This is a genomic window from Clostridium sp. DJ247 (assembly GCF_014231265.1).
Window position 1 is genome coordinate 136851 of record NZ_JABAIW010000002.1, and the last position, 21370, is coordinate 158220.

Here is a 21370-nt window from a genome sequence, read left to right on the forward strand (position 1 = left end):
TATTTTTAAGGATGATTAATTTGCATACTAGAAATGTTATTGGTAAAAGGATAAAAATGTTGAGATTAAAAGAAGGGATAACTCAGGAACAATTAGCTGCACGACTAAATGTTCAGGGTATAGATATAGATCGTCCCATGATATCGAAAATCGAAAATCAATCCAGAGAACTACTAGATTATGAAATAATCGGCATTGCTAAAGCTTTAGGTGTACCCATCGAATTCTTATTTAAAAATAAATGAATATGCACCAGCTTTTAGTAGCTTTTTATACTCTATATAATTTCACATACAGGTACTTGTGAAATATGAAGAAGATTCTAAAACAACAACTATAGCATAAACAAACTAAAGTTATCTCGAAAGATTTTTAAACTAATATTTATGCAATAAATTATTTTAAATTTTTAACTAACTCTAAAAGTTTTTCTCTTGATTGTATTGGAAGTATTTCTATTGGGTGCTTAAACCCTACACTATATACTAGTTCTATTAAAACTCTATCCCTTTCCATATCTGAACAAAATCGTTGTTCCATCGAACTCCCACTTATGTTCACAGCTTATTTGGGTATCCCATTCTTGCAAATCTATTTTTGTACATTCTACTTTTGAGATAAGATAACTTATCAGTAACCCACACGCATATAATGCTTAATAACAAAATTCATTTCCATCTAATATCTGCTTTTTAGTATGGCCACTAACCTGCAACTTTTTAATTTCTTCTATCTGTTCATTTAAATAGTTCTCATCAATTATCTTTAGTGAGATAGTGTATAATAAGTACCAAACTCTCACTAAAACTCACCCTCTTTCTTCTTATACTGTTTTCTGTGTATAAACATATTAACAATTTTGTGAATTTCACTAAGGTACGTCAACTTTGAACATTAGATGCTAAAAGGGATATTTTCAGTATAGAAAATATCCCCAACTTTACATAGCCTTTGTTAGATAATACTAGAATGGGATAGAAGTGTATAAAATATTAAGAGCTTTCGTCCATATCTAACTTTTTATGCTTTCGTCCATATCTAGCTTTTTATGCATTCGTGCATTATTATCTAATTCAACAGTTTTTAATAGATAATCATTTCCAAAAGCAAATTTTCTACCGAATATAAATGATACTAAAGAATAGGTTAAAATAATTCCACTTGACGCTGCTAATCCATACGTTATTGAAACGTCATGTAGTTTAGATATGATTGGTATTAATACGATAGAGAAGCAAGATACAATAAAGCTTTTTATTGAGCCAACTCTACCTTTGATAGGTCCAACACAACGTTGTTGAAGATTAGAGGTAAAAATAGCTACAGAGAAGGAGTTTAATGCTCCGAATATCAATATGATAAGAAATGTGACTAATGGATTACTACTTAATATCATTAATCCGAATATTATAGCCTGCACAAAAAGACCTATGAATGCAGAGTTGTTAGTACCAATTTTCTTTGACAACATTACTACAAATGTGGCAATCAACATAGCGCCAACTGCGAATCCGCCATCATAAAGAGATATATAAAAACTATTGTTTTTATACCAAAGTGTAACCATAGGTACAAGCATTACGTTAAAGAAATTGATTGAAAGATAATCACCTGATGCCATAAATAAGTGTGCAGCAAAACTTTTTTCTTTCATGATAGCTCTGCCTATTTCCTTCCAATCGTTTAATAAATTCTTACCTATATTTTTACTATTATCTTTTTTCACTTCAACATTGGTTACGGTAACAAAGCTTATAAATAGAGCTGATAAGAAAAAAGTTACTCCATCTATAACTAAAGCTGTTTGAGGGTTGAAGAAGTATATTACTGGAGCAACAAGAGCACATCCTAATAACTGACCAGCTTGGAATATGCTTGTTATTATACCATTTATTTTTAGCAGTTTAGTTTTATCTTCAACAACCATCGGCAATAAGCTAAAATTAGCTGAACTGAAAAATGGAGCAACGATATTTAGGAATATTACAGCAATAAATAAGTAGAATAATCCTATATTTGTGAAGAAAACCATTAGACCGCTACTTACAACTAAGAATCCGCTTATAAGATCACAAACGATTGAAACATATTTAGGGTTATTTCTATCTACTAAAGAGCCTGATAAAAATTGTACTGAGAACATAACTATATATTGAAGTATCATTACACCGCCAAATGCCATTGCACTATTAGTTTTATCATACACTAGCTTACTCACAGCTATAGTATACATACCATTTCCTATATTAGTAACTAAAGTTGCAAGCATAATTAGCTTAACTTCTTTTGACACATTAAAAAAGTTAGCTTCAACTTGTTTATTATTGATCATTAAAAAACCTCCGTATAATATTGTCTAAAATATGACATTATTTTTTATGGTGTTATAAAGTAGTAATATACTATCCTTATAACACCATAAAAGTTGTAAGCTATAATACTTTAAATAACTAATAAATTATTGTTTATATACAACAAGTATTTGAATTTACTTTGTTATTTAGTTCAATTATAGATAAAATGCTTTCTTTTGAATTTTCTGCAGTAATTAAGCAAAGTTCTTTTATATCTTCATAAGTTATACCAACACTTTTTGCTGCGACAATGCTTTGTTTTATAGAAGCAGTATCTCTTACTGCAAATTTATAAGCTAAATTAATTAAGTGTTTTTCACGTTCTGTTAAAGTAGTCTTTTTTGTATCACCACAACATTGACAAGATTTTGTGTTTTCGCTCATATTAAAATCCTCCTAAATAATTATCTTATTTTTATATTAATTTTACTTAACAAATCTTCGGCTAAATCTTCAGCGTATTTGGTATCAGTTCCTTTTACAATAAAATAACCTAATCTATTGTAATTGCTCGTAGTTTTTTCAACGAGATCTCCATCAGAAACAGATATATTGGCTTGAGTTACTGCTGGGTTATCTAAAACACTAAGTTGATCATCAATTTCTACTCTTCCATCAGCATTTGACATTAGAAATCGAATAGAAGCTGAACTTGTTTCTGGTTCCTTTGGATTTACTTCGTCTATTGGGATTCCCAACGATATTAGTAATGCAATCTTATGAAGATTAAATCCTGTAGCCATTTCTACAAGTGTTGGTATATTGTCTCCACCAGGTCGTGCATTGATTTCTACTATCTTAGGTCCTGTAGGAGTTAGTTTAATTTCAATGTGAGTAATTGAAAAATCAATTTTTAGTGCTGAGACTGCTGATTTCACAACATCTTCAATTTCTTTTACAACTTGATCATCAAGTCTAGCGGGTACAGTATGTCCTGCTTCAATAGGGAAAAAAGGTGATAATACTTTCTTGGCAGTTATAGCGATTATTCTTGTTTCTTTATCGAAGGTATAGGTTTCAACACTGAACTCAGGACCAGTTAGAAATTCTTCTAAAATAATCTCTTCATCAAGCTTTTGACCTACTAAATTGCTTGAACAGTCCAATATTGATTCTACTGCTGAGCGAACTTCATCTAATGTTTGGCAGCAGTATACCATTTTACTTCCTGCGTCGTTTGATGGTTTAATTACAACTGGCAATGGGATTTCATTAAGTGAATTTACTGCTTCATCTACAGAACGAATTAATTTATATTTAACAGAATTAACTCCTGTATCTGACAGGGCTTTCCTTGTTTCTTTTTTATTTCTACACTTAAAGGCTGCCTCATAAGAAATTCCGTATTTTATTCCTAACACTTCTCTTATGCGTGCACATAATGGAACTCTATATTCATTTAGTGTAAATACACCTGCTATATTGTACTTTTTTGATAACTCTCTAGCTTTTTCTAAAACTGCATTTTCGTCATTTAAATCAACTTCAACTGGTACATCAACTTGTAATGCTTCAGTTATACTTAACTCTGTAGAAAATGATATTGTTTTGTAGCCTAATTCTCTAATTATCTCAAACTCATTTCCTTTACTCATAAGTTTTACAACCACAACATACTTTTCTTCATTATTCATAGATAACCTCCAAACCTATAGTAGTGAAAAACATTTTATTTTATCAACTCATGAAGTATGTTTCTTTTAATGTCATCAGCTATCCAAGGAGTTATAACACAATTATTATTAGTATGAATAATTGTCTTTTCTATCCATTGTACTTCACTTGCAGCTTTTACTCTTAACAAATCATTTTTGGTATTAGTTAAGAATAAACTTGAGTTTATAACCCACCATTTTGTAAATATTTCAGCACGCTTTAAATCTTCTTCAAGTCTTGTTGCTTCATATATTGGCGTTATTTCAGGTAAGGTAACTATAATTACCTCAGTATCATTTTTATTTCGCAATCTAGGAAGTAATTTTCTAACACTATTAGGAACTTCTACTTGGGAATTTTCGATTTGTTTATAATTCCTTTGAGAAGAGTCTAATAGAAGTAGGGTATGCCCCGTTGGCGCAGTATCAATTACAACAATTTCATCATCAGCTTTTTCTACTATCTTTGAAAAGGCTCTAAATACTGCAATCTCTTGAGTGCATGGAGTTTTTAGACTTTCTTTTAGATAATCGATATCTTCTTTACTCATTGTTTGTTCGGCTTCGGATAGAACTTCACTCTTATATTCTTCTAGTACCTTTTTTTCATCTATCCTGCTTAAGGTTATTTTGCTATTTTGTTGAATGACATATTGTAAATGGTCAGCTGGATCTGTAGTTGTTAAGTGAACTTTCATACCTTTTTCAGATAATCCTAAAGCAACTGCAGCAGCTATTGAAGTTTTTCCAACTCCACCTTTACCCATTGTAAATACGACTTTCTTCTTTGACTTATATAAATCATCAATTAATTCTTTTAAATTCTTCAAATTTAAATCATTTAGTTTTATAGCTATATCTTCGATACGGTCATCTTTAAGCATCATACGAATATTATCTATTCCGCTGATATTGTAGGAACGTAGTGGTATGAAATAAGTTTCTCTGTCTTTTAATTCTTCTGGCATATTCTGCAATGCAATTTGCTGCTTTTTATAAAAACTATCAGAGATACTATCATTTCCACTATTCACTAAACCATTAATAATAATTGTAAAGTTACTTATTTCTAGTTCTTTTAATTCCTTTAGAGCTCTTGCAGTTTCTAGTAAAGGTATCTTTTCTGCTCTTGAGACTAAAATTATTTTTGTCATATCAGGATTTGATAGTGTTTCTACGGCTTTTTTACAATCTTCTCTTCTGCTTTGAAGACCAGATAGTTGTCCTACACTTAAGTTTTCAGTATCTTGTTCATTTACATACTTATTCCATGCTGCAGGTAATTCCAATAATCTTAGTGTATGACCTGTAGGAGCAGTATCGAAAATTATATAATCATATTTTTTTTGTATTTCATCATTCGTAATATAATCTGAAAATTCATTGAATGCTGAAACTTCAAGAGTACACGAGCCTGATAACTTCTCTTCCATTTCAGCTATAACCACATCGGGAAGTTTACCTCTGTATGGAGCAACGATTGATTCTTTGTATTGTCTTGCTGCTTCCTCAGGATTTAAGTTTACAACAAATAGGTTTGGAGATGTTTCTACTTGTTGATGTACATTGCTTAGATTGATATTAAATACATCCTGTAAGTTGGAAGCTGGATCGGTACTCACTAACAAAACTTTGCTTCCATTATCAGCTAAAGTCACAGCAGTAGCACATGCTGTAGATGTCTTACCTACACCACCTTTACCTGTAAAAAAGATGAACTTAGGTAATGACAAATCTATGGCTTTATATTGTTTATACATAATTTTTTCCTCCCTAGTATGGCTGCTACTTGCAACCACAAGAACAGCCCTTTCCTGATGATTCCTCTGATGAAGTATCTATTGTTATTCCAACCCATCCGCTAAAATCACTAACTGTTGGATATTGATTTAATTTAACTATTTTGTCATTAACAATGGTTATTGGTAGTTCTTCAATACCATGAGCGGCAATATAGTCATTGATAATTTTATTATCTACAAATGCCTGTGGTTCCTTAGATAAGTTGTATCTCGTAATTCTAATTCCTTCTTGTTTTAGGTTATTAATTGTACTTGATACTTTTAAAAGTTCTTTGTCAAAGCCACCTGAACAACAAGTTACTGTTTCAAAAATTTCAATTGATATCATAAAAATATCCTCCTCAGACTTATAATCATATAAGCATGTACTTATATAAGAGTGTAAAAAAATATGATGCTTTATGTTTTCGTATAATCATATAATTATATGCTTATATTATTAATAGTAAAACATGGAAATTTATATGTCAATAGAAAAATGTTTTATTATTTGAGATATGAAAAGTCAATTGAAATGTAATTCACCTTTCGTATCTCAAACTAATAATTTAGTCTAGTTCAACTTTGTCTATTATATCTTGAATCAAATCATACAGTACGTTGTTTTTATTTATTTTATAATAGCTCCATTGTCCTCTTTTTTCTTCTGTGATTATCTCTAAATCTTTCATCTTTCTCAAATGCTGGCTTACTGCTGGTTGACTAATTCTTAGTGTTTCAACTATATCGCAGACACACAGTTCGCTATTCTTGAGTTTAAATAAAATAATTAATCTAGTTCTATCACTTAAAATTTTTAAAGTGGCCTCAAGTTTATTAAGACTTATCGGATTGTTCATAACAACACCTCGTAATAATATAACGATATAATTATATAATTATATAAATATGATTATATAGTACAAATAAAATATGGATAAGTCAATAAATTGCACTTTTTTATGCAAACTTTTTAACAAATATTAAAAAGTTTTTTTAAAAAAATTTTTTAACTTATTTGAAGCTAGATTCCATGCTGTTTTTGAAAGTTAAAATAATGTAAAATAATAACACTAATTACTTTTTTATAAAAAAATGTGTTGCGTTGCCAAAATATACACTGTATAATCTGTGTGAATACTCTAGATATGTTACATAAATTCAATATAATGGAATAATATGTGGCTATATGTAGGGTGTTTTATTGTAAATAGGAAATTTAAGGAGGTTTTAAGAGAATGTGTAACACAAAAAATGACATGCAGAAACTAAAGGTGCTACTTGTATCAAATTTCGAGGGAGGATATCAGCCAATAAGTATTGCTACAGCTTATTCAGCACTGATTGAAAATGGGTTTAGCACCACAATTCTTGATACTTATGTAGACGGAATTAAAGAAGATTTACTAGGAGATGCTGATTTAGTAGCTATTTCTATACCACTATTTGATGCGTTATTTTCAGGTATAGAGATTGCTAAAACTGTAAAGAAGTTAAATAAAAATGCACATGTTACTTTCTTTGGTCAGTATGCTTCAATAAATGCTAATAGACTTTCACCAAAGTATAGTGACAGTTGTATAGTTGGTCAGTGGGAAGATACTCTAGTAGATTTGGCTAAGAAATTAGAACAAAATGAAAGTGATTTGTTATCTACAGTATTATCCAAGCCTCAAACAGGGTGTTGTAGTGAAAAAAAGGACGAGAGATTCTATCTTCCTGACAGAAGGATGTTACCGCCATTATATAAATATCCACAAGAACAGATTGATAAGTTGTGTGGTAGTAAGCAGATAATAGGAGGAACTGAAATTACCCGTGGATGCCATCATAAATGTCTGTATTGCTCAGTATATGCATCATACGAAGGAAAGGTTCATGTAATTCCAGAAGAAGTAGTAATTTCAGATGTAAGAAACCTTGTTGAACAAGGAATGACTCATTTAACTTTTATGGATGCAGATTTCTTTAATTCAAAATATCATGGAATAAATATAATACGAAAACTTCATAGTGAGTTTCCTAAACTTACATACGATTTTACAACAAGAGTAGATCACATTAATGAGCACAAAGAAATTATTGCCGAGATGGCCAATTTAGGAGTTAAGTTTATTACAACAGCCGTTGAATTCCCTTGCGAAGAAGTAGTAGATGAAATATCAAAGGAAATTACATTAGAAGATATAGAAGAAGCATTAAAGTTTTTACAAGAAACTAGTATAAAGATAAACCCTACTTTTATCATGTTTAATCCATGGATTAAATTAGAGAATTTAATAGATTTTAAGGCTTTTGTAAGTAAAAATAACTTGGACGATATAATTGATCCAATACAATATGAAACAAGACTCCATATATATAAAGGTTCACCGCTGCTAAGGCAGAAATCAATCCAGGATCTTGATTTAGTTGAACATGAGTTTAATTATGAATGGAAGCATCCAGATCCACGAGTTGATGAAGTTTATAATAGAATGGTTACTCCAGTAGAGGAAGGTATATTCAAAAGATGTTGTTTAAAGTGTTAATGCTAATAGAACAACAGAAATTTATGCTTTGATTTGTATAAAAATTACTTGCTTATATAGAATACTTACTAAATTTTACGGAATTGCTATGTAGAAATTTAGTTACAGTTAGCAATATAGATGTAACAAAAGTATCGAGCATATTAGTTATGAATGATGCTCACTAGAATATCATGTATTAATGATTAGATATAAAACTTGGAGGCGTAAGTATGTTAAAAAATTCTAAAGTAAGAAACCTAGAAAACACTATACTTAGTGTAGTAGCTAAGAGTAATTCTGAACTTGATTTAAGTTCAATTAGCATGAAATCGGACAACTCTACAAATATAATTAAAAGATCAGTAAATGAAGCAAAAAAGTTAGTTCTTTTGTGTTGTGATACTCCAGAAGAACTACTTGATAATGCAAATTTAGAAAATCAAATTAAAATAGTTACTAAGAATAATGATATTAGTAAGAGGTTATCAGATGCTGATAATACTAAGCTTGAAGTTTTACTCACTGAAAATTATGATTTAAAAACCAATCCAAGCTTAATCAGCAACTATCTAAAAGAGAATCCAACCATAGATTTGTCAGCATATAGAACATTACAATCAATCATTGAAGAACAAAGAAAGACTACTCCCTTAATATCTGATAGCTCAATAGATACAGTGATTGTAGATATAGATATAAATACATTGGACTCTAGCAGAGTTAACGAAGTAATCACTGAAGCATTTAGAGTACTTGAAAAGGGTGGAAAGATTTTAATAAGAATGATAATTGCAGATGAACCATGCGATCATTTATTATCAGTAAGTGTTAAGGAATACAATTTAAAAACAATTCCTTTAGAAAAGGAAATCATTAATATAATGGATCAAGCAGGATTTCATGGTATACAGTTTGAATGTAGAAGCGAGTTACCTGTTAAAGTAATTGGAGGAGTAGAGTTAAGAGAATTTGTAATCTCTGCTTACAAAGGAAAACAAGGACCATGTATTGATTGCGGACAATCAGTTATTTATCGTGGACCTTGGAAGGAAGTAGTTGATGATGATGGACATCGCTACGTACGTGGAGAACGTGTAGCTGTTTGTTCAAAAACTTATGGAGTGGTTAATAGAAATCCTTATAAAGATCAATTTATCTATGTACCATGCTATGTGGAAATTCCAGAAGAGTCTGCCCAACTTTTTGACTGCAATACTCCAAAAATTAGAGATATTCATGTTACTAAGGGCTTAGTAGGTGTAACTGAATCAAAAGAAGAGATAGCTTGTTTAACATCTTGTGATTGTGGCTGTGATTGCTAAAACTAATATAATAAAAGTAAAGAGGCGGATTATATGTATAAAAAATATATTTCAGAATTTATAGGCACCTTCTTTCTATTGTTTATAGGTACAGGTGCAATCATGGTGAATACAATCAATATTTCTATAGAATTTATCTCCGGATGGAGGATTAAAATCCTTCTTTGAGCATAAGAATTAATTTATTAGAAATCATTTTATTATCCTCAATAGCTCTAACAATTTTTTCAACATCATAACTCACTTTTATTATTTCACTTTTAACTTCTTTATCTATAATATCTATAATTACATATGTAGCCAGTGGTTCTCCATGCTTAGGCTTACCTACTGAACCAGCATTGATGAAATGCTTTTTTTCAACCACTACGTGATAAGGTATATGAGTATGTCCACAAACTATAATATCTTCATCTATAGACTTTGCTATTTCAGTTAGTGTATCTTCACTCTCATATAAATACTCATCTATAACTCTTGGACTGCCATGAACTACAAGTACTTTAAACCCATTACACTGAATATTTATTTTTTGTGATAGGTTTTTAAGATATTTTCTGTTATCATTTGTAATAATCCAATTTGTATAAACAGCCGATGCATTTTTTTGAATCTCTTCTCCAGACATTTTATTAATTTTATCATCTTCTACAGCCTCAGAATTTGCAATATGCTTATCATGATTACCTTGTACTACTAAGATTTTGTTTTGCTTTATTGTATCAATCACTTCATTTGGAAATGGCAAATATCCAACTAAATCCCCTGTAGATACTATAAAGTCCACCTTTCTTGCTTCAATATCTTTTAAAACACTTTCGAGAGCAAATATATTGCTGTGAATATCTCCTATAACTGCAAACCTCATTAATATTTCACCTCTGTATTTCTGTATTAACATTAGAATTTACACTACAAAATAGTTCCTTATTATTTTGTAGTGTAATTATGCTCTATTTTATTAACTCAATTAGTTTTTCACCTTTTACTTCTTCTGATTTCCATTCAATAACTGCAAAATTCCCTTTAGAAATTTCATTTACTTTATTTATCCAAGTTATCTCATTGCTTGCTTTTGCCTTAAGAATCTCATTAGTAGTATTTGTTGCAAATAAGCTAGAGTTTATAACCCACCATTTACTATTAATTCCAGCTCTCTTTAAATCTTCTTCTAATCTCATGGCTTCGTGTACCGGTGTGGTTTCAGCTAAAGTTACAATAATAACTTCTGTTTCACTAGCGTTTCTAAGTTTAGGTAAAAGCTTTTTAACTGATTCTGGTACATGACCTTGTGAACGCTGTATTTCTTTGTGATAACTTTGGGTAGAATCTAGCAGCAGTAACGTATGACCTGTAGGAGCAGTATCTATAACCACTACTTCCTTCTCAGATCTTTCAACTATTTCTGCAAAAGCTCTAAATACAGCAATTTCCTGAGTACAAGGAGATCTTAAATCTTCCTCTACGTAAGCTATATCTTCTTCACTCATGGTTTCCTTTGCTTTGCTTAAAACTTCTTCTTTATAATTTTCTAGTTCTTTCTTTTCATCTACATGACTTAAAGTAATACCATAGCCACCATCTAAAACAAACTTTAAGTGTGCTGCTGGATCTGTGGTAGTTAAGTGTACCTTTTTACCTTTTTCAGCAAGACCTAAGGCAACAGCTGCTGCTATAGTAGTTTTACCAACTCCACCTTTTCCCATGGTGAAAATTACTTTTTTGTCTGTGCTATATAAATCATCAATAACAGTTTTTAGACTTAACACCTTCTCAACATTTAAAGTTTCATTATTATATTTAATGTTGTCTTCCTTTAAAAAAGTTCTTACATTTTCAAGTCCTGTTACATTGTAAGGTCTTAATGGGATTTCATAAGTTTTTAATTCTTTTATGTGTTCTGGAATATCCTTTAAAGCCTGCTGTTGTTTTATATAAATTGCATTTGAAAGGTTATCGTCATAACTTTTTAGAACACCATTAATAACTAATATTTGATTATCTACTCCTATATCTTGTAATTCCTTAGATGCTCTTTCAGCTTCTTTCAAAGGTGTATTTTCTGGTCGTGATACAAGTATTAGTGTAGTTTTCTCTTTATCTGATAAGGTTTTTACAGCATTTTTATAAACTTCTTTTTTATCTTCAAGTCCTGCCAGCTGTCCTAAACAAGATGCTCCATGAGTACTCTCACTCATAAAACTACTCCAAGCTGATGGAAGCTGCAGCATTCTTAAGGTATGTCCTGTTGGAGCAGTATCAAATATTATATGATCAAATTCCTTTTGTACTTTTTCGTCAGTTATAAAATTAGAAAACTCATTAAAAGCTGCAATTTCTACAGTACAGGAACCTGAAAGTTGTTCTTCCATATTTTTTATTACTACATCTGGAAGCTTTCCTCTATACGGACCAACAACACTTTCTTTATATTCTCTGGCAGCTTCCTCAGGATCAAAATTTGCTACTACCAGTTTTGTTACTTCCTTAATAGCAACACCTTTATTATTTAACTCTGTATTGAATACATCCTGCAGATTTGAGGCTGGATCTGTACTTATAAGCATAATTTTTTTACCTTGGTCCGCTAAGCTTACCGCAGTTGCACAGGCTGTTGATGTTTTTCCTACGCCGCCTTTACCCGTAAAAAATAGATACTTAGTCAATTCTATATTATTTAGATTAAAAGTCTTTATCATAGTTACCCCTCTTTTCTTCAGTTAACAACATCCATCCTCGCAGCCACATCCTTTAGACTTAACCTTAAACTTAATTCCAGTCTTCAAATAATCTTCTGGTATATCAAGAAACTTACAAAACTCTTCATTAGTTGGATATGACTTTGTTTTTACTACAATGTTATCAACTATAGTAACTGGCAGTATATCAACTCCATCACTGTTCAATAATTCATTTACAATTTTATTGTCAACAAAAGCCTGAGGATTACTTGTTAAATTATGTCTCTCAACTGCAATGCCTTTTTTGTTTAAGCTGTTTAACACTGTAGACACTCTCAATAATTCTGTGTCAACACTTGGGCCACATACACCTGTTGAACAACACATAGCAGGATCAAAAATAATCATTTTCTTCATAATTTATCGCTCCTTCATATAAATTAATATTTTCATTATTTATTGTCACAATCAGATTTATTTTTTCCTTTACAAATACAATCATCTGTACTAGTTACAAGAGTCATTAAGAATAGCACTAATCTATTTGAGTTATCATTATCTAAACAATAGTAACTCCATAAACCCTCTTTTCTAGATTTTACAAGACCACATTCCATTAGCACTTTCATATGATGGGATAGTGTGGGCTGTGTAAAATTAAAATCTTCTAATATTTCATAGGCACATTTCTCACCGCAGGATAATATATCAATAATTTTTAATCTACTTGGATCTGATAAAGCTTTAAATATTTTAGCATTGGTTTCATAGCTTTTGTCCATTACATCACCTCTTATATAGATAACCATCTATATTTAGTATAGATGGCTATCTATGTTTAGTCAATATTATCTGTGCATTCAAGCGAAAATAATACCATTATATATATTATCCTCTATATAACAATATTATATGTGTACAATTTATAATTGTTCTTTTGTTACCATAAAATTTATAAAACTTCTTTTTCAAAATATAAGATTCAAGATCTCCACCAGAATACTTTTGAGTACCACTAATAATAAAAGCCTTAGAAATAATCTAAGGCAGTTTTTTATTTACTTTTTTTAATTCCTTTACCTTTTCAACAGGTTCTTTTTCTACTATACTCTTTAGTTCCCTGAGTTCAGCTTTTAGTTTAGTATTTTCAGCAGAAAGTATATTCCTTCTTTCTAAAACATCTTTATATTTTTTTTCTGTCTTAGCCAGTTCTTGATTTAATGCCATTACCTGCTGCTTTATTAATTCAAACTCTATATCCCTGTTTACCATATCACTTACTTGCTTTTCTAGCTCACCCATAGAAGCCTTTAATTTATCAATGGCAGCATATGGGTCATCTTGATTAAAAACATCCATAGAGTACTTAATATAACGTTCTAATGTTTTATTATTATATAGAGTAGTACGTGAAATTTTCATAGTATCTGCGATTGAGTTAATATTAAAAGTAGTGGTCTTCAATGTTTGCAATGCTTTTTCTTTGATAGCTGTCTTATGGGTTATAATATCTTCAATTATGTAAAGATACTTTTGAACTCTTTCTGACAGTGAATCATAATTTATATCCAAGGATTTTATCTTCTCCTTTATCCTTTCATTGATGGAACTCTCTGTAGTAACTTCTCTATTTTCATTTATATTTTCAACTTCAGCCATTTTTTTGTCTCCTTATAAACGCTATCTATGTTTAATATAATTTCCAGTAATGCTGGATATTCCTCCAGGACTGCATTGGAACCTTTTCTTTCAATAACTTTTTTCAATTCATCTAATTCAGGAATCAGCTTGTCTTTAACTCTTTTTTTAAGCTTGTTTAATTCTTTTTCAGCTTGTCTTAAAAATCCATTTTCCTTGTGATATAAAAATGATTCTTCACATTCCTTCGCTATGCTATAGGAAAAATTCGCCATATAATAAAAATGAAAAACATTCGGACAAGCTCCATATGAACAGTAAAATTCATCTGTTGCATAATCAGTACTACACTCACGAATAGAAGATTTGATACACACACCGCCTGTTTTTTGTCTCACAGGAATTTTTTTTACCAGTTCTTGAACTATAGTTTTTGTATCCTTGTCAACATTATAATGGTTTTGTTCTATAAATTCTTGAATTTTTTCTGATAAATCTCCAGTGCCACCAAGCAATTTAGTTTCTCCAGTTACAACTTTTTCAAGAGTTTTATAAGCAAATTCCATATCTTCTTGTGGATTGCTAGGCGTTGTCCTAACATAATATCCTTTCATTTCTTCACTGAGATGTGCCATAAATTTCTCAATATATTGAAGAGGTACACCTGCCTTATATAATTCAGTACATACATGCACTCTGAATTGGTTGGAAGTAGGATATGTTATAGTATTTATCTGAGGATGATTGACAGACCTGTTTTGAAGCCATCCGTCCACTTTTTTATAACTTAGTTGAGGATATTTATTTTCGTCTAAATTTATAGTTTCCATATATTTATTATTATCAAGATATTTAAAAAATCTTTCTTGAAAATTATCAAAACTGGTTGAGTTAACAGGAAATTGAGATGCCTTTTTCATTCTATCTCCACCCAAAAAAACATAAGGTAGATTTAGTTTAGTTCTTTTATCTTTATAGATTTCTACTAAAGTGTCATATCCCTTTTTGCTAAGCTTATTTATATATGTTTTAACGATACTAAAGGTGTTATTACCTTTTTCTCTTTTCCATGTCTTATATTGCAAAAAATATGCTTTATCACCATTAAATATGGTTGTCTCCTTTAACATATTTAATTCTAACCCAAGAACTTCGGAAATCCTAAGCCCAGTTTGGCTTAATATCAAATAAACACATGCTGTTGCTCTTATATAATAAGGAGCATCATTATCATCTATAATCCTTATAATAGAGCTAAGGAAATTATCATAATAATCTCGAGGTATATCTGGTGTTTTATTCTCTTCTTGTACAATTTTTAATAATTTCCTATCAATTTTCAGAGTTTCTTTCAATTCTAGGGTCATTAAATCTTTAAAGTTCACAGAATACGATTTATAAAAGCTATCAATAGATTCTTTGTAACTAGTAATAGTTAAGTAGGATTTCCCCTCTTGCTTCAGGTTGTCAATAAATTCCTTTACAATAGTAAAATCAACGTCTTCCAGATGAGAATAACCTTTTGAATTTGCAAAATTTAGAAATTTGTATATATAAGCATAGTATCTAGTTATAGTTTGGACTTTACTAATATTTTCAATGATTTTAAACAGCACATAATTTTTTGCATCATCCCTAAACTCCTCAACAACAAGTTCAAAATTAAATTTTAAAAAACCTTTTTGTATATTTTGTTGTGTATATTTGCCAAAATCCCATGTATTCTAGGAGTAAAGGATCCTACTCTTATTAAAGGGTAAGATATCAATCTCTTTTAATTGTGTAATAAAAGATTCACCAGCAGTGGTATTTACCACAAAGTCATCTGGTAAAATGCACTCTAAATCTAGGTAATTAGTAAGTTTAATATAATTTGACATCAATTTATACTCCTTTCAATATTTTCAGATTCTCCTTTTTCACACTCCTTCTTTAGAATTAATAATCTTCTTAAATACTCAAGAAGTAGTCTCTTGATGTTAACCAAATCTTCTTTGTCATGTTTTATTGTTGCTGATAAAAGTTTGTTGTCTATTGCTCGTATTTGGTCTTGAAAAAATGGAATCCTACTAACTGTTGCAATGAAGTCTTTACACATCAGGCAATCAAGATAGCTAAGCTCATGACAGGATTTAGCTCCACAGTATCCACATTGTTTGCAAACAGTGTTTTCATCAGTTGCAATTTCAGAAGCTACTTCTCTAAGAATCTGCCCCTTAATGTCAACATTTCCTATGATAATTCCATGCACAGCCTCTAATAAAGTCCTTATATCAGTATCTTCATAATTTTTATCACTTCTAGGATTATCATGACCACCTAAGACTTTTTTAGTCATATCTGACAATGCATTTTTAGTGATATGTTCTTCTACTTTAGTCATATGAGTATCTCTAAGATTACTTAAAGTATATTTTTTTAATCCTAGTTCTCTACAGCATTTTTTTAAGTATCTATTGAAATCGTCTTGTGATACGATTTTATATGCACCTTTTTTTGCTGACGGAAGTAAAAACATTTGATTTTTTAGGCTATCAACAGTACAATCCTTTCTATATTCAGAAGTCAATTTAATAACATGGTCAAGAAGCATTTTTGTCTGAATAGTTAGGGCTTGTTCCGTCAATTCTCTTTTACTGGTCTTTGTTCTAGATATAAGAACATATTGATTTTTTTTATTTGCCTCCAGTGTACAATCAATTGGTAATGCAAGGATTTGAGAACTTCTAAATTCAGTTTCTATTGTTAAACACAGAATAGCATAGTATACTTCATTTTCAATAGAGTTCTTAGCCTTCTGTTTCATAAATGCTGCTAACTTATTTACATCGTCATTAGAAAGAGCCTCAGCATTGATTGTATTGTCACCTCCATGCCTTAAATTATAAAAAACTCCAGTTTCAAATTTTGCTAATTTATTAGATGAGACATGTTTTAAAAGCCTTCTTGAAACATTAATAATAAAACGTTGTGAATTTGGTTTTAGCGATTTATTTAATATATACGTCTTATAAGCAAGCGCTTCATTTGCTACTATACCTTCACTTGAAGTCTTTTTGGCAAATATTGAAAGCTCAATTCCATGCTTTAAATCATAGATATAATTCATGAACTCAATCAAGGTACATGCATATTTTAATTTGGAATATATACTTCCAGTAGCTTTCCAAATAAAGTGTTTAGCCCAATATCTATATGTCTTCGACTTTATTTTGGTAAAGTCTACTATTTGTGATGTTGTAGTGTTTACAGCCATGTTGGTATCCTGCATATAATTATAACTCAATAGCCATTTATCTGCTTCAGGAATATCTTCAAACGGATTATAATTATAATTTTATAACCTTCCAGTAATTCTTCTGCTATTCTATTTCTTTGCAGTAATTTAATATCAACATGCGATACTTCAAATATCTTTGGGTTGTAGTTTTGTGATAAAAACATATAAAACGCAGTAATGGGAGAGATATAATGTTTGCTTTTATATTTTCCAAAATACATTATTTGAGCATAAAATGTATCAAAATTAATATCTTCTAAGGATTCTACGGTAAATTCAGATAAATAATCATCAAATTCGGTACAAATAGTCTTAAAAGTTGTACAACTTGCCCTATAACTATCCTCCTCATAGAACTTTACCCAAGCGTCAAAAACTTCTTGGCAATCTATATTCATATATTGAAGAACCATTTGTTGCCTAGAATTACTTGTATTACAAACAAAGCGTTTGATATTTTTACCACTGGTTAACTCAATATATTTACCTAGTTTGCAACTATCACTTAAAAGATAATCTTTAAAAGATAATAAATGTAATACTTCTTTATCTTTAATTAATCCCTTTGATTCAAGCAACAGCAACATTTCTGATAACCTTCTTGAAATTGCGTAACTTTTTAGATTTTTTAACGACACAATGCAAGTATGAAGATGTTTTAAGGTAATATCAGCCAGTTTAACATTTGCAAAAAACGCTTTGGCAAGAACCACGAATTCATTACAAATTCTTCTCATTGTATATAAATTATTGATTTCAGGAGATAACTTTATTTCTTCCAGTTTGTTAGATAATACTTCGTAAAGTCTTTCGTCTAAAAAGTTCTCTTTTGGAATTTTCCTGAAGAATATCATGATTCCTATTTCGCTTTCAAAGAAGTTATTGTTTAAAAAATCATCAAACCTCGTGTATTTGAAAATTCTATAAAAATCATCTACAAATGACATTCCTTCAATTCTTTTTTTGAAGAAAATAATTCTTTTGACAATAGCATCCTGTATTTTATCATTGTCAACCATAAATAATAAAAATTTATTAATTATAATGGCTTCACCTGCTTCAAAATTGGAATTAGCCATTAGCTGAATGATAAAATCACTTGAAAATTCTTCTATACGCAAAGATGCAAGATATTTTAAAATTACTGTACCAACATTCTTACACCTACTATATTTATTTCCCTTTAAACTAGACTGATATTGATCCATAAATGAACATGCTATGTTGTACATCTCTATATCAGCAAATTCTCCTTCTAAATACCTGTAATAAAAAGGTACTTCCATACTTTTACCCCTCTCGTCTTAATTCTGGAATGTCGGTATATAAATCCTCTGTAAAATTAGTTTTCATCTCAATTGCATCAGAGAGTGTTGGACGATAATATTTAGCAACAGACTGCAAAGAAGCATGTCTCATCATACCCATAAGCTGTAATTCATTTACACCCCTGCTAACATTATACATGGCGAAACCGTGCCTGAAGCGATGATTTAAGTTATGTTCCTTAACATCCCTGTCCACTTCAATATTTAAGGTTTTAAAGATTTTTCTGATTGTACCATTCCATAGTGTTTGAGATAGTGGTCTTCCTAAAGAATTGATGAAAATATAAAAATTATCTTCCTCGAATTTTTCAGGTTTCCTTACCCTGTCAGCGAGTGAGTATTTATAGTAATTAGTGCTCTTTCTTTCTCTTGCATCCAAATGTATTTCATCAATATACTCATTTATTAAGTTAAATAATTCCTTTCTTATAATGATTTGATTGTAGCCATATTCTTTTCTCTTATATTCGCTGAAATTATATTCGCTCCTATCTTTAACTTGCATCAATCTCTTAGCTTTTTGATATGGCTTATCACTTACCCTATTCCTAATATAAACAACAGGAACAATTTCAAATTTACCTGAACCCGGTGGACGTTCAACCTTTTCCATGAGAACATCATCAAAAGCCAAACCCAGGACTTCGCCCACTCGAAGTCCATTCTCAAACATCAGCCTAACTATGATTTCTTCTCTTAACCCATAATTTTGTCTTATTTCTTGAATGATCAATCTTAATTCATCCAGAGATATATAACGAGGTACCTCAAGAACCTTTTTGCCAATCTCCTCATTACTGACATATTTCTCAGCAGCAAACTGATTTTCACTGTTTGGATGAGTATAATTCCGTACTGAAGTTTTAGCAGTTAAGTAATCATTCTTTTGATTCAATGGTGGTCCATAGAATATCATATTAGGTATATGCTTAGTTTCTATAATTCTTCTCAATATCTTACCTTTACCCAATATATGTTTCTGCCCTACTATATCATCAATGTTATTTGGTCTAATTTTATCTGCTAAAGGATTCATTGATTTCCTCCTAAAAATTTTATTCGATGACTACCCGCTCTAATATTCCCATCTTATTCAAGTTTCACTTTATTTCTTATGCATAAGCTTATCAACTGCAAAATCTAAAATTCTCTCGCTAGTATTTAACATCTTCTTACTTTGTTTATATATCATATGCCCAGTTCCCTTCACTGCAGCATTTACAATATTTATTTTATATCTTTTCCTAAACTCTTCAATTTGGTTTTCTGTAGCTCCTAGTTTTTTTGCTTGGTTTACGGCTCTTTCGTAAGTCCAATTATCTTTATCCAACACATTTTCTACCCTATCTCCTATAAACTCCATTCCTATATCCAGAGTAGTTCCTATCAAATCAAAAGGAGCTTTTATCCCATTAACAACTAGAAATGTTTTCTTATGAAATTTTAAAGCTTCAGCTAAATTAAGCCAGGAATAAATGTCTTCTGGATGATTTTTTACATATTCCTTAATTTTATCTATATCAGATATACCCGCTACCAAATCATCAGCGGCTGTAACTATTGGCAATTCCTTAAATTCTTTTTGGGCCCTTTCTAATATATTTATGTTTTTGTTGTCCTTTTGTCTTTGCTCTTTAGATATTTTCACCTGTTTTTTTAACTCTAACTTAACAAACTTTCTTTTTTCACTTTCTTTTTTTTGCTCTTCTTTTATCTTTCTTCTTAGATTCTCTTTTCTTATTTTTAAATGTTCTATTTGCTCTTTATTAGATACCTGTATGGTTTTATCTATATTCCTTATATTTCTTTCAAAGTATTTACATTTTGTTGTTTCTTTTGCTGAACTAACGGCTATTTTTCCAATTTTTATTATTTTATTTATAACACTCATGGCAGTTCCCCTTAAAAATTAGATTATTACTTTTAATTATATTATTTTCAAACTAGAAAACAAATAGTATAATTTACTATATAATTAACTTTAGTCAGGATCACTCGTCTAACGGGCAGCTTGCTTTAGTTCTATAAGGGCATGTTACTGGTTATGTCTAAAGACATACTGAAAAGTCTGCCAACCGCATTATTTTTTGCCTTTATTTACTGGCTCATCCGTAAACGAGTGTTTTTGGCAAGTACAAAAGACTATTATACATGGTTATAGAGTGCTATTTACTACAGTAAACAAAATTACCCTCCCGTTAAAACGAGAGGGTAAAAAATTATTCTTCGTCTGTATAACAGTTAACTATTTCTCCATAATAAACTGTGTGATAATCATTGTCACCATAACATTTCTTATTTATTTCATCATTTAAAAACTTAGGGTTCATATTTTCTTTATATACAATTTTACATTCATAGTGCACACCACAACCTTTTATAACTGGAGTCTCTATATTCTTTCCAGCTACCAATTCTAAATTACACTCACTAATCTTATTTATATCTCTTCCTGATTTAGTTCCACAAGTAGCTAGCGCTTTTTTTAAACTATCATCCACAGGTATACTTACAGTAAATTCCCCTGCCTTTTCAATAAGATTATGTGTATATCTTGACTCTCTAACAAGCACTGTGAACACAGGCTTTTGCCATATAAATCCAATACTTCCCCAACTTATTGTCATAGTATTAGTTTCATCACCAACTTTAGTTGTTAGGAATGCTCCCTGCTTATGTAAATACTCCATGTGTTTTCCTAGATTTTCTGTAAACTCCATAATATCACTCTCCTGTTTGATTAAATTAAAATTACCGTATATCCACATAAGATTATATTATAGTACTCTAGAAAACTCAATAAAGCACTATTTGGTTA

22 protein-coding genes are annotated in these 21370 nt (G+C 30.4%); 3 read left to right on the forward strand and 19 right to left on the reverse strand.

What is annotated here, in order from left to right; all coding sequences use genetic code 11:
- The first annotated feature begins 20 nt into the window (after positions 1–20).
- Positions 21–245, forward strand: a complete 225-nt coding sequence (locus HGI79_RS01625; protein WP_395939490.1) for a helix-turn-helix domain-containing protein — start codon at positions 21–23, stop codon at positions 243–245.
- A 151-nt stretch (positions 246–396) separates the two neighbouring features.
- Here HGI79_RS01625 and HGI79_RS01630 read toward each other — a convergent pair whose 3' ends face one another.
- From HGI79_RS01630 to HGI79_RS01665, 8 genes are all read right to left on the reverse strand, one after another.
- A complete protein-coding gene (locus tag HGI79_RS01630; protein WP_185648978.1) occupies positions 397–540 on the reverse strand; it encodes a hypothetical protein in 144 nt (47 codons plus the stop codon).
- Positions 541–655: 115 nt separating this feature from the next.
- The gene (locus HGI79_RS01635) at positions 656–802 is read right to left on the reverse strand and encodes a hypothetical protein (protein ID WP_185648979.1); all 147 of its coding nucleotides are present in this window, start codon (positions 800–802) and stop codon (positions 656–658) included.
- Between the two features lie 210 nt (positions 803–1012).
- Positions 1013–2332 carry an MFS transporter gene (locus tag HGI79_RS01640; RefSeq protein ID WP_185648980.1) on the reverse strand — a complete coding sequence of 440 codons (1320 nt, stop codon included), beginning with the start codon at positions 2330–2332 and terminating at the stop codon, positions 1013–1015.
- 133 nt (positions 2333–2465) lie between these two features.
- The gene (locus tag HGI79_RS01645) at positions 2466–2738 is read right to left on the reverse strand and encodes a hypothetical protein (RefSeq protein WP_185648981.1); all 273 of its coding nucleotides are present in this window, start codon (positions 2736–2738) and stop codon (positions 2466–2468) included.
- A 20-nt stretch (positions 2739–2758) separates the two neighbouring features.
- Positions 2759–3988 carry an ATP-grasp domain-containing protein gene (locus tag HGI79_RS01650; protein ID WP_185648982.1) on the reverse strand — a complete coding sequence of 410 codons (1230 nt, stop codon included), beginning with the start codon at positions 3986–3988 and terminating at the stop codon, positions 2759–2761.
- 35 nt (positions 3989–4023) lie between these two features.
- A complete protein-coding gene (arsA, locus tag HGI79_RS01655) occupies positions 4024–5769 on the reverse strand; it encodes an arsenical pump-driving ATPase (RefSeq protein WP_185648983.1) in 1746 nt (581 codons plus the stop codon).
- 25 nt (positions 5770–5794) lie between these two features.
- On the reverse strand, positions 5795–6139 hold the full coding sequence (locus HGI79_RS01660) for an arsenic metallochaperone ArsD family protein (RefSeq protein WP_185648984.1): 345 nt from the start codon (positions 6137–6139) through the stop codon (positions 5795–5797).
- Between the two features lie 220 nt (positions 6140–6359).
- On the reverse strand, positions 6360–6650 hold the full coding sequence (locus HGI79_RS01665) for a helix-turn-helix transcriptional regulator (RefSeq protein WP_185648985.1): 291 nt from the start codon (positions 6648–6650) through the stop codon (positions 6360–6362).
- Between the two features lie 378 nt (positions 6651–7028).
- On the opposite strand from HGI79_RS01665, the gene HGI79_RS01670 reads away from it, so the two are divergent.
- Together HGI79_RS01670 and HGI79_RS01675 are read left to right on the forward strand one after the other, a co-directional pair.
- Positions 7029–8321 (forward strand): RCCLKC-tail radical SAM protein, encoded by a 1293-nt coding sequence (locus HGI79_RS01670; protein WP_207725675.1) that lies wholly within the window; start codon positions 7029–7031, stop codon positions 8319–8321.
- Positions 8322–8533: 212 nt separating this feature from the next.
- Positions 8534–9625 (forward strand): hypothetical protein, encoded by a 1092-nt coding sequence (locus tag HGI79_RS01675; RefSeq protein WP_185648986.1) that lies wholly within the window; start codon positions 8534–8536, stop codon positions 9623–9625.
- Between the two features lie 151 nt (positions 9626–9776).
- On the opposite strand, the gene HGI79_RS01680 is transcribed toward HGI79_RS01675, so the two are convergent.
- From HGI79_RS01680 to HGI79_RS01730, 11 genes are all read right to left on the reverse strand, one after another.
- Entirely contained in the window at positions 9777–10493 is a 717-nt protein-coding gene (locus tag HGI79_RS01680) for a metallophosphoesterase (RefSeq protein WP_185648987.1), read from the reverse strand.
- Between the two features lie 85 nt (positions 10494–10578).
- A complete protein-coding gene (gene arsA / locus HGI79_RS01685; RefSeq protein ID WP_185648988.1) occupies positions 10579–12324 on the reverse strand; it encodes an arsenical pump-driving ATPase in 1746 nt (581 codons plus the stop codon).
- A 21-nt stretch (positions 12325–12345) separates the two neighbouring features.
- Entirely contained in the window at positions 12346–12723 is a 378-nt protein-coding gene (arsD, locus tag HGI79_RS01690) for an arsenite efflux transporter metallochaperone ArsD (RefSeq protein WP_185648989.1), read from the reverse strand.
- Positions 12724–12758: 35 nt separating this feature from the next.
- The gene (locus HGI79_RS01695) at positions 12759–13088 is read right to left on the reverse strand and encodes a helix-turn-helix transcriptional regulator (protein WP_185648990.1); all 330 of its coding nucleotides are present in this window, start codon (positions 13086–13088) and stop codon (positions 12759–12761) included.
- A gap of 259 nt (positions 13089–13347) precedes the next feature.
- Positions 13348–13965, reverse strand: a complete 618-nt coding sequence (locus HGI79_RS01700) for a hypothetical protein (protein ID WP_185648991.1) — start codon at positions 13963–13965, stop codon at positions 13348–13350.
- Positions 13944–15560 carry a tyrosine-type recombinase/integrase gene (locus HGI79_RS01705; RefSeq protein ID WP_185648992.1) on the reverse strand — a complete coding sequence of 539 codons (1617 nt, stop codon included), beginning with the start codon at positions 15558–15560 and terminating at the stop codon, positions 13944–13946. The genes HGI79_RS01700 and HGI79_RS01705 overlap by 22 nt, the downstream gene beginning before the upstream one ends.
- A gap of 263 nt (positions 15561–15823) precedes the next feature.
- Positions 15824–17215, reverse strand: a complete 1392-nt coding sequence (locus HGI79_RS01710) for a hypothetical protein (protein ID WP_185648993.1) — start codon at positions 17213–17215, stop codon at positions 15824–15826.
- A gap of 11 nt (positions 17216–17226) precedes the next feature.
- Positions 17227–18510, reverse strand: coding sequence for a hypothetical protein (locus HGI79_RS01715; protein WP_185648994.1), 1284 nt, complete (start codon positions 18508–18510; stop codon positions 17227–17229).
- Between the two features lie 4 nt (positions 18511–18514).
- Positions 18515–19588, reverse strand: coding sequence for a site-specific integrase (locus HGI79_RS01720; RefSeq protein ID WP_185648995.1), 1074 nt, complete (start codon positions 19586–19588; stop codon positions 18515–18517).
- Between the two features lie 69 nt (positions 19589–19657).
- Entirely contained in the window at positions 19658–20443 is a 786-nt protein-coding gene (locus tag HGI79_RS01725) for a hypothetical protein (protein ID WP_185648996.1), read from the reverse strand.
- A 328-nt stretch (positions 20444–20771) separates the two neighbouring features.
- Positions 20772–21272 (reverse strand): flavin reductase family protein, encoded by a 501-nt coding sequence (locus tag HGI79_RS01730; protein ID WP_185648997.1) that lies wholly within the window; start codon positions 21270–21272, stop codon positions 20772–20774.
- Positions 21273–21370 lie beyond the last annotated feature (98 nt).

Bases quoted from the DNA above. Each gene is read 5' to 3' on its own strand.
- HGI79_RS01640 (WP_185648980.1), bottom strand. From the start codon at position 2,332: ATGATCAATAATAAACAAGTTGAAGCTAACTTTTTTAATGTGTCAAAA.
- HGI79_RS01730 (WP_185648997.1), bottom strand. From the start codon at position 21,272: ATGGAGTTTACAGAAAATCTAGGAAAACACATGGAGTATTTACATAAG.
- HGI79_RS01700 (WP_185648991.1), bottom strand. From the start codon at position 13,965: ATGGCTGAAGTTGAAAATATAAATGAAAATAGAGAAGTTACTACAGAG.
- HGI79_RS01715 (WP_185648994.1), bottom strand. From the start codon at position 18,510: ATGGAAGTACCTTTTTATTACAGGTATTTAGAAGGAGAATTTGCTGAT.
- HGI79_RS01675 (WP_185648986.1), top strand. From the start codon at position 8,534: ATGTTAAAAAATTCTAAAGTAAGAAACCTAGAAAACACTATACTTAGT.
- HGI79_RS01720 (WP_185648995.1), bottom strand. From the start codon at position 19,588: ATGAATCCTTTAGCAGATAAAATTAGACCAAATAACATTGATGATATA.
- HGI79_RS01650 (WP_185648982.1), bottom strand. From the start codon at position 3,988: ATGAATAATGAAGAAAAGTATGTTGTGGTTGTAAAACTTATGAGTAAA.
- HGI79_RS01725 (WP_185648996.1), bottom strand. From the start codon at position 20,443: ATGAGTGTTATAAATAAAATAATAAAAATTGGAAAAATAGCCGTTAGT.
- HGI79_RS01630 (WP_185648978.1), bottom strand. From the start codon at position 540: ATGGAACAACGATTTTGTTCAGATATGGAAAGGGATAGAGTTTTAATA.
- HGI79_RS01645 (WP_185648981.1), bottom strand. From the start codon at position 2,738: ATGAGCGAAAACACAAAATCTTGTCAATGTTGTGGTGATACAAAAAAG.
- arsA (WP_185648988.1), bottom strand. From the start codon at position 12,324: ATGATAAAGACTTTTAATCTAAATAATATAGAATTGACTAAGTATCTA.
- HGI79_RS01695 (WP_185648990.1), bottom strand. From the start codon at position 13,088: ATGGACAAAAGCTATGAAACCAATGCTAAAATATTTAAAGCTTTATCA.
- HGI79_RS01680 (WP_185648987.1), bottom strand. From the start codon at position 10,493: ATGAGGTTTGCAGTTATAGGAGATATTCACAGCAATATATTTGCTCTC.
- HGI79_RS01670 (WP_207725675.1), top strand. From the start codon at position 7,029: ATGTGTAACACAAAAAATGACATGCAGAAACTAAAGGTGCTACTTGTA.
- HGI79_RS01660 (WP_185648984.1), bottom strand. From the start codon at position 6,139: ATGATATCAATTGAAATTTTTGAAACAGTAACTTGTTGTTCAGGTGGC.
- HGI79_RS01665 (WP_185648985.1), bottom strand. From the start codon at position 6,650: ATGAACAATCCGATAAGTCTTAATAAACTTGAGGCCACTTTAAAAATT.
- arsD (WP_185648989.1), bottom strand. From the start codon at position 12,723: ATGAAGAAAATGATTATTTTTGATCCTGCTATGTGTTGTTCAACAGGT.
- HGI79_RS01710 (WP_185648993.1), bottom strand. From the start codon at position 17,215: ATGCAGGATACCAACATGGCTGTAAACACTACAACATCACAAATAGTA.
- arsA (WP_185648983.1), bottom strand. From the start codon at position 5,769: ATGTATAAACAATATAAAGCCATAGATTTGTCATTACCTAAGTTCATC.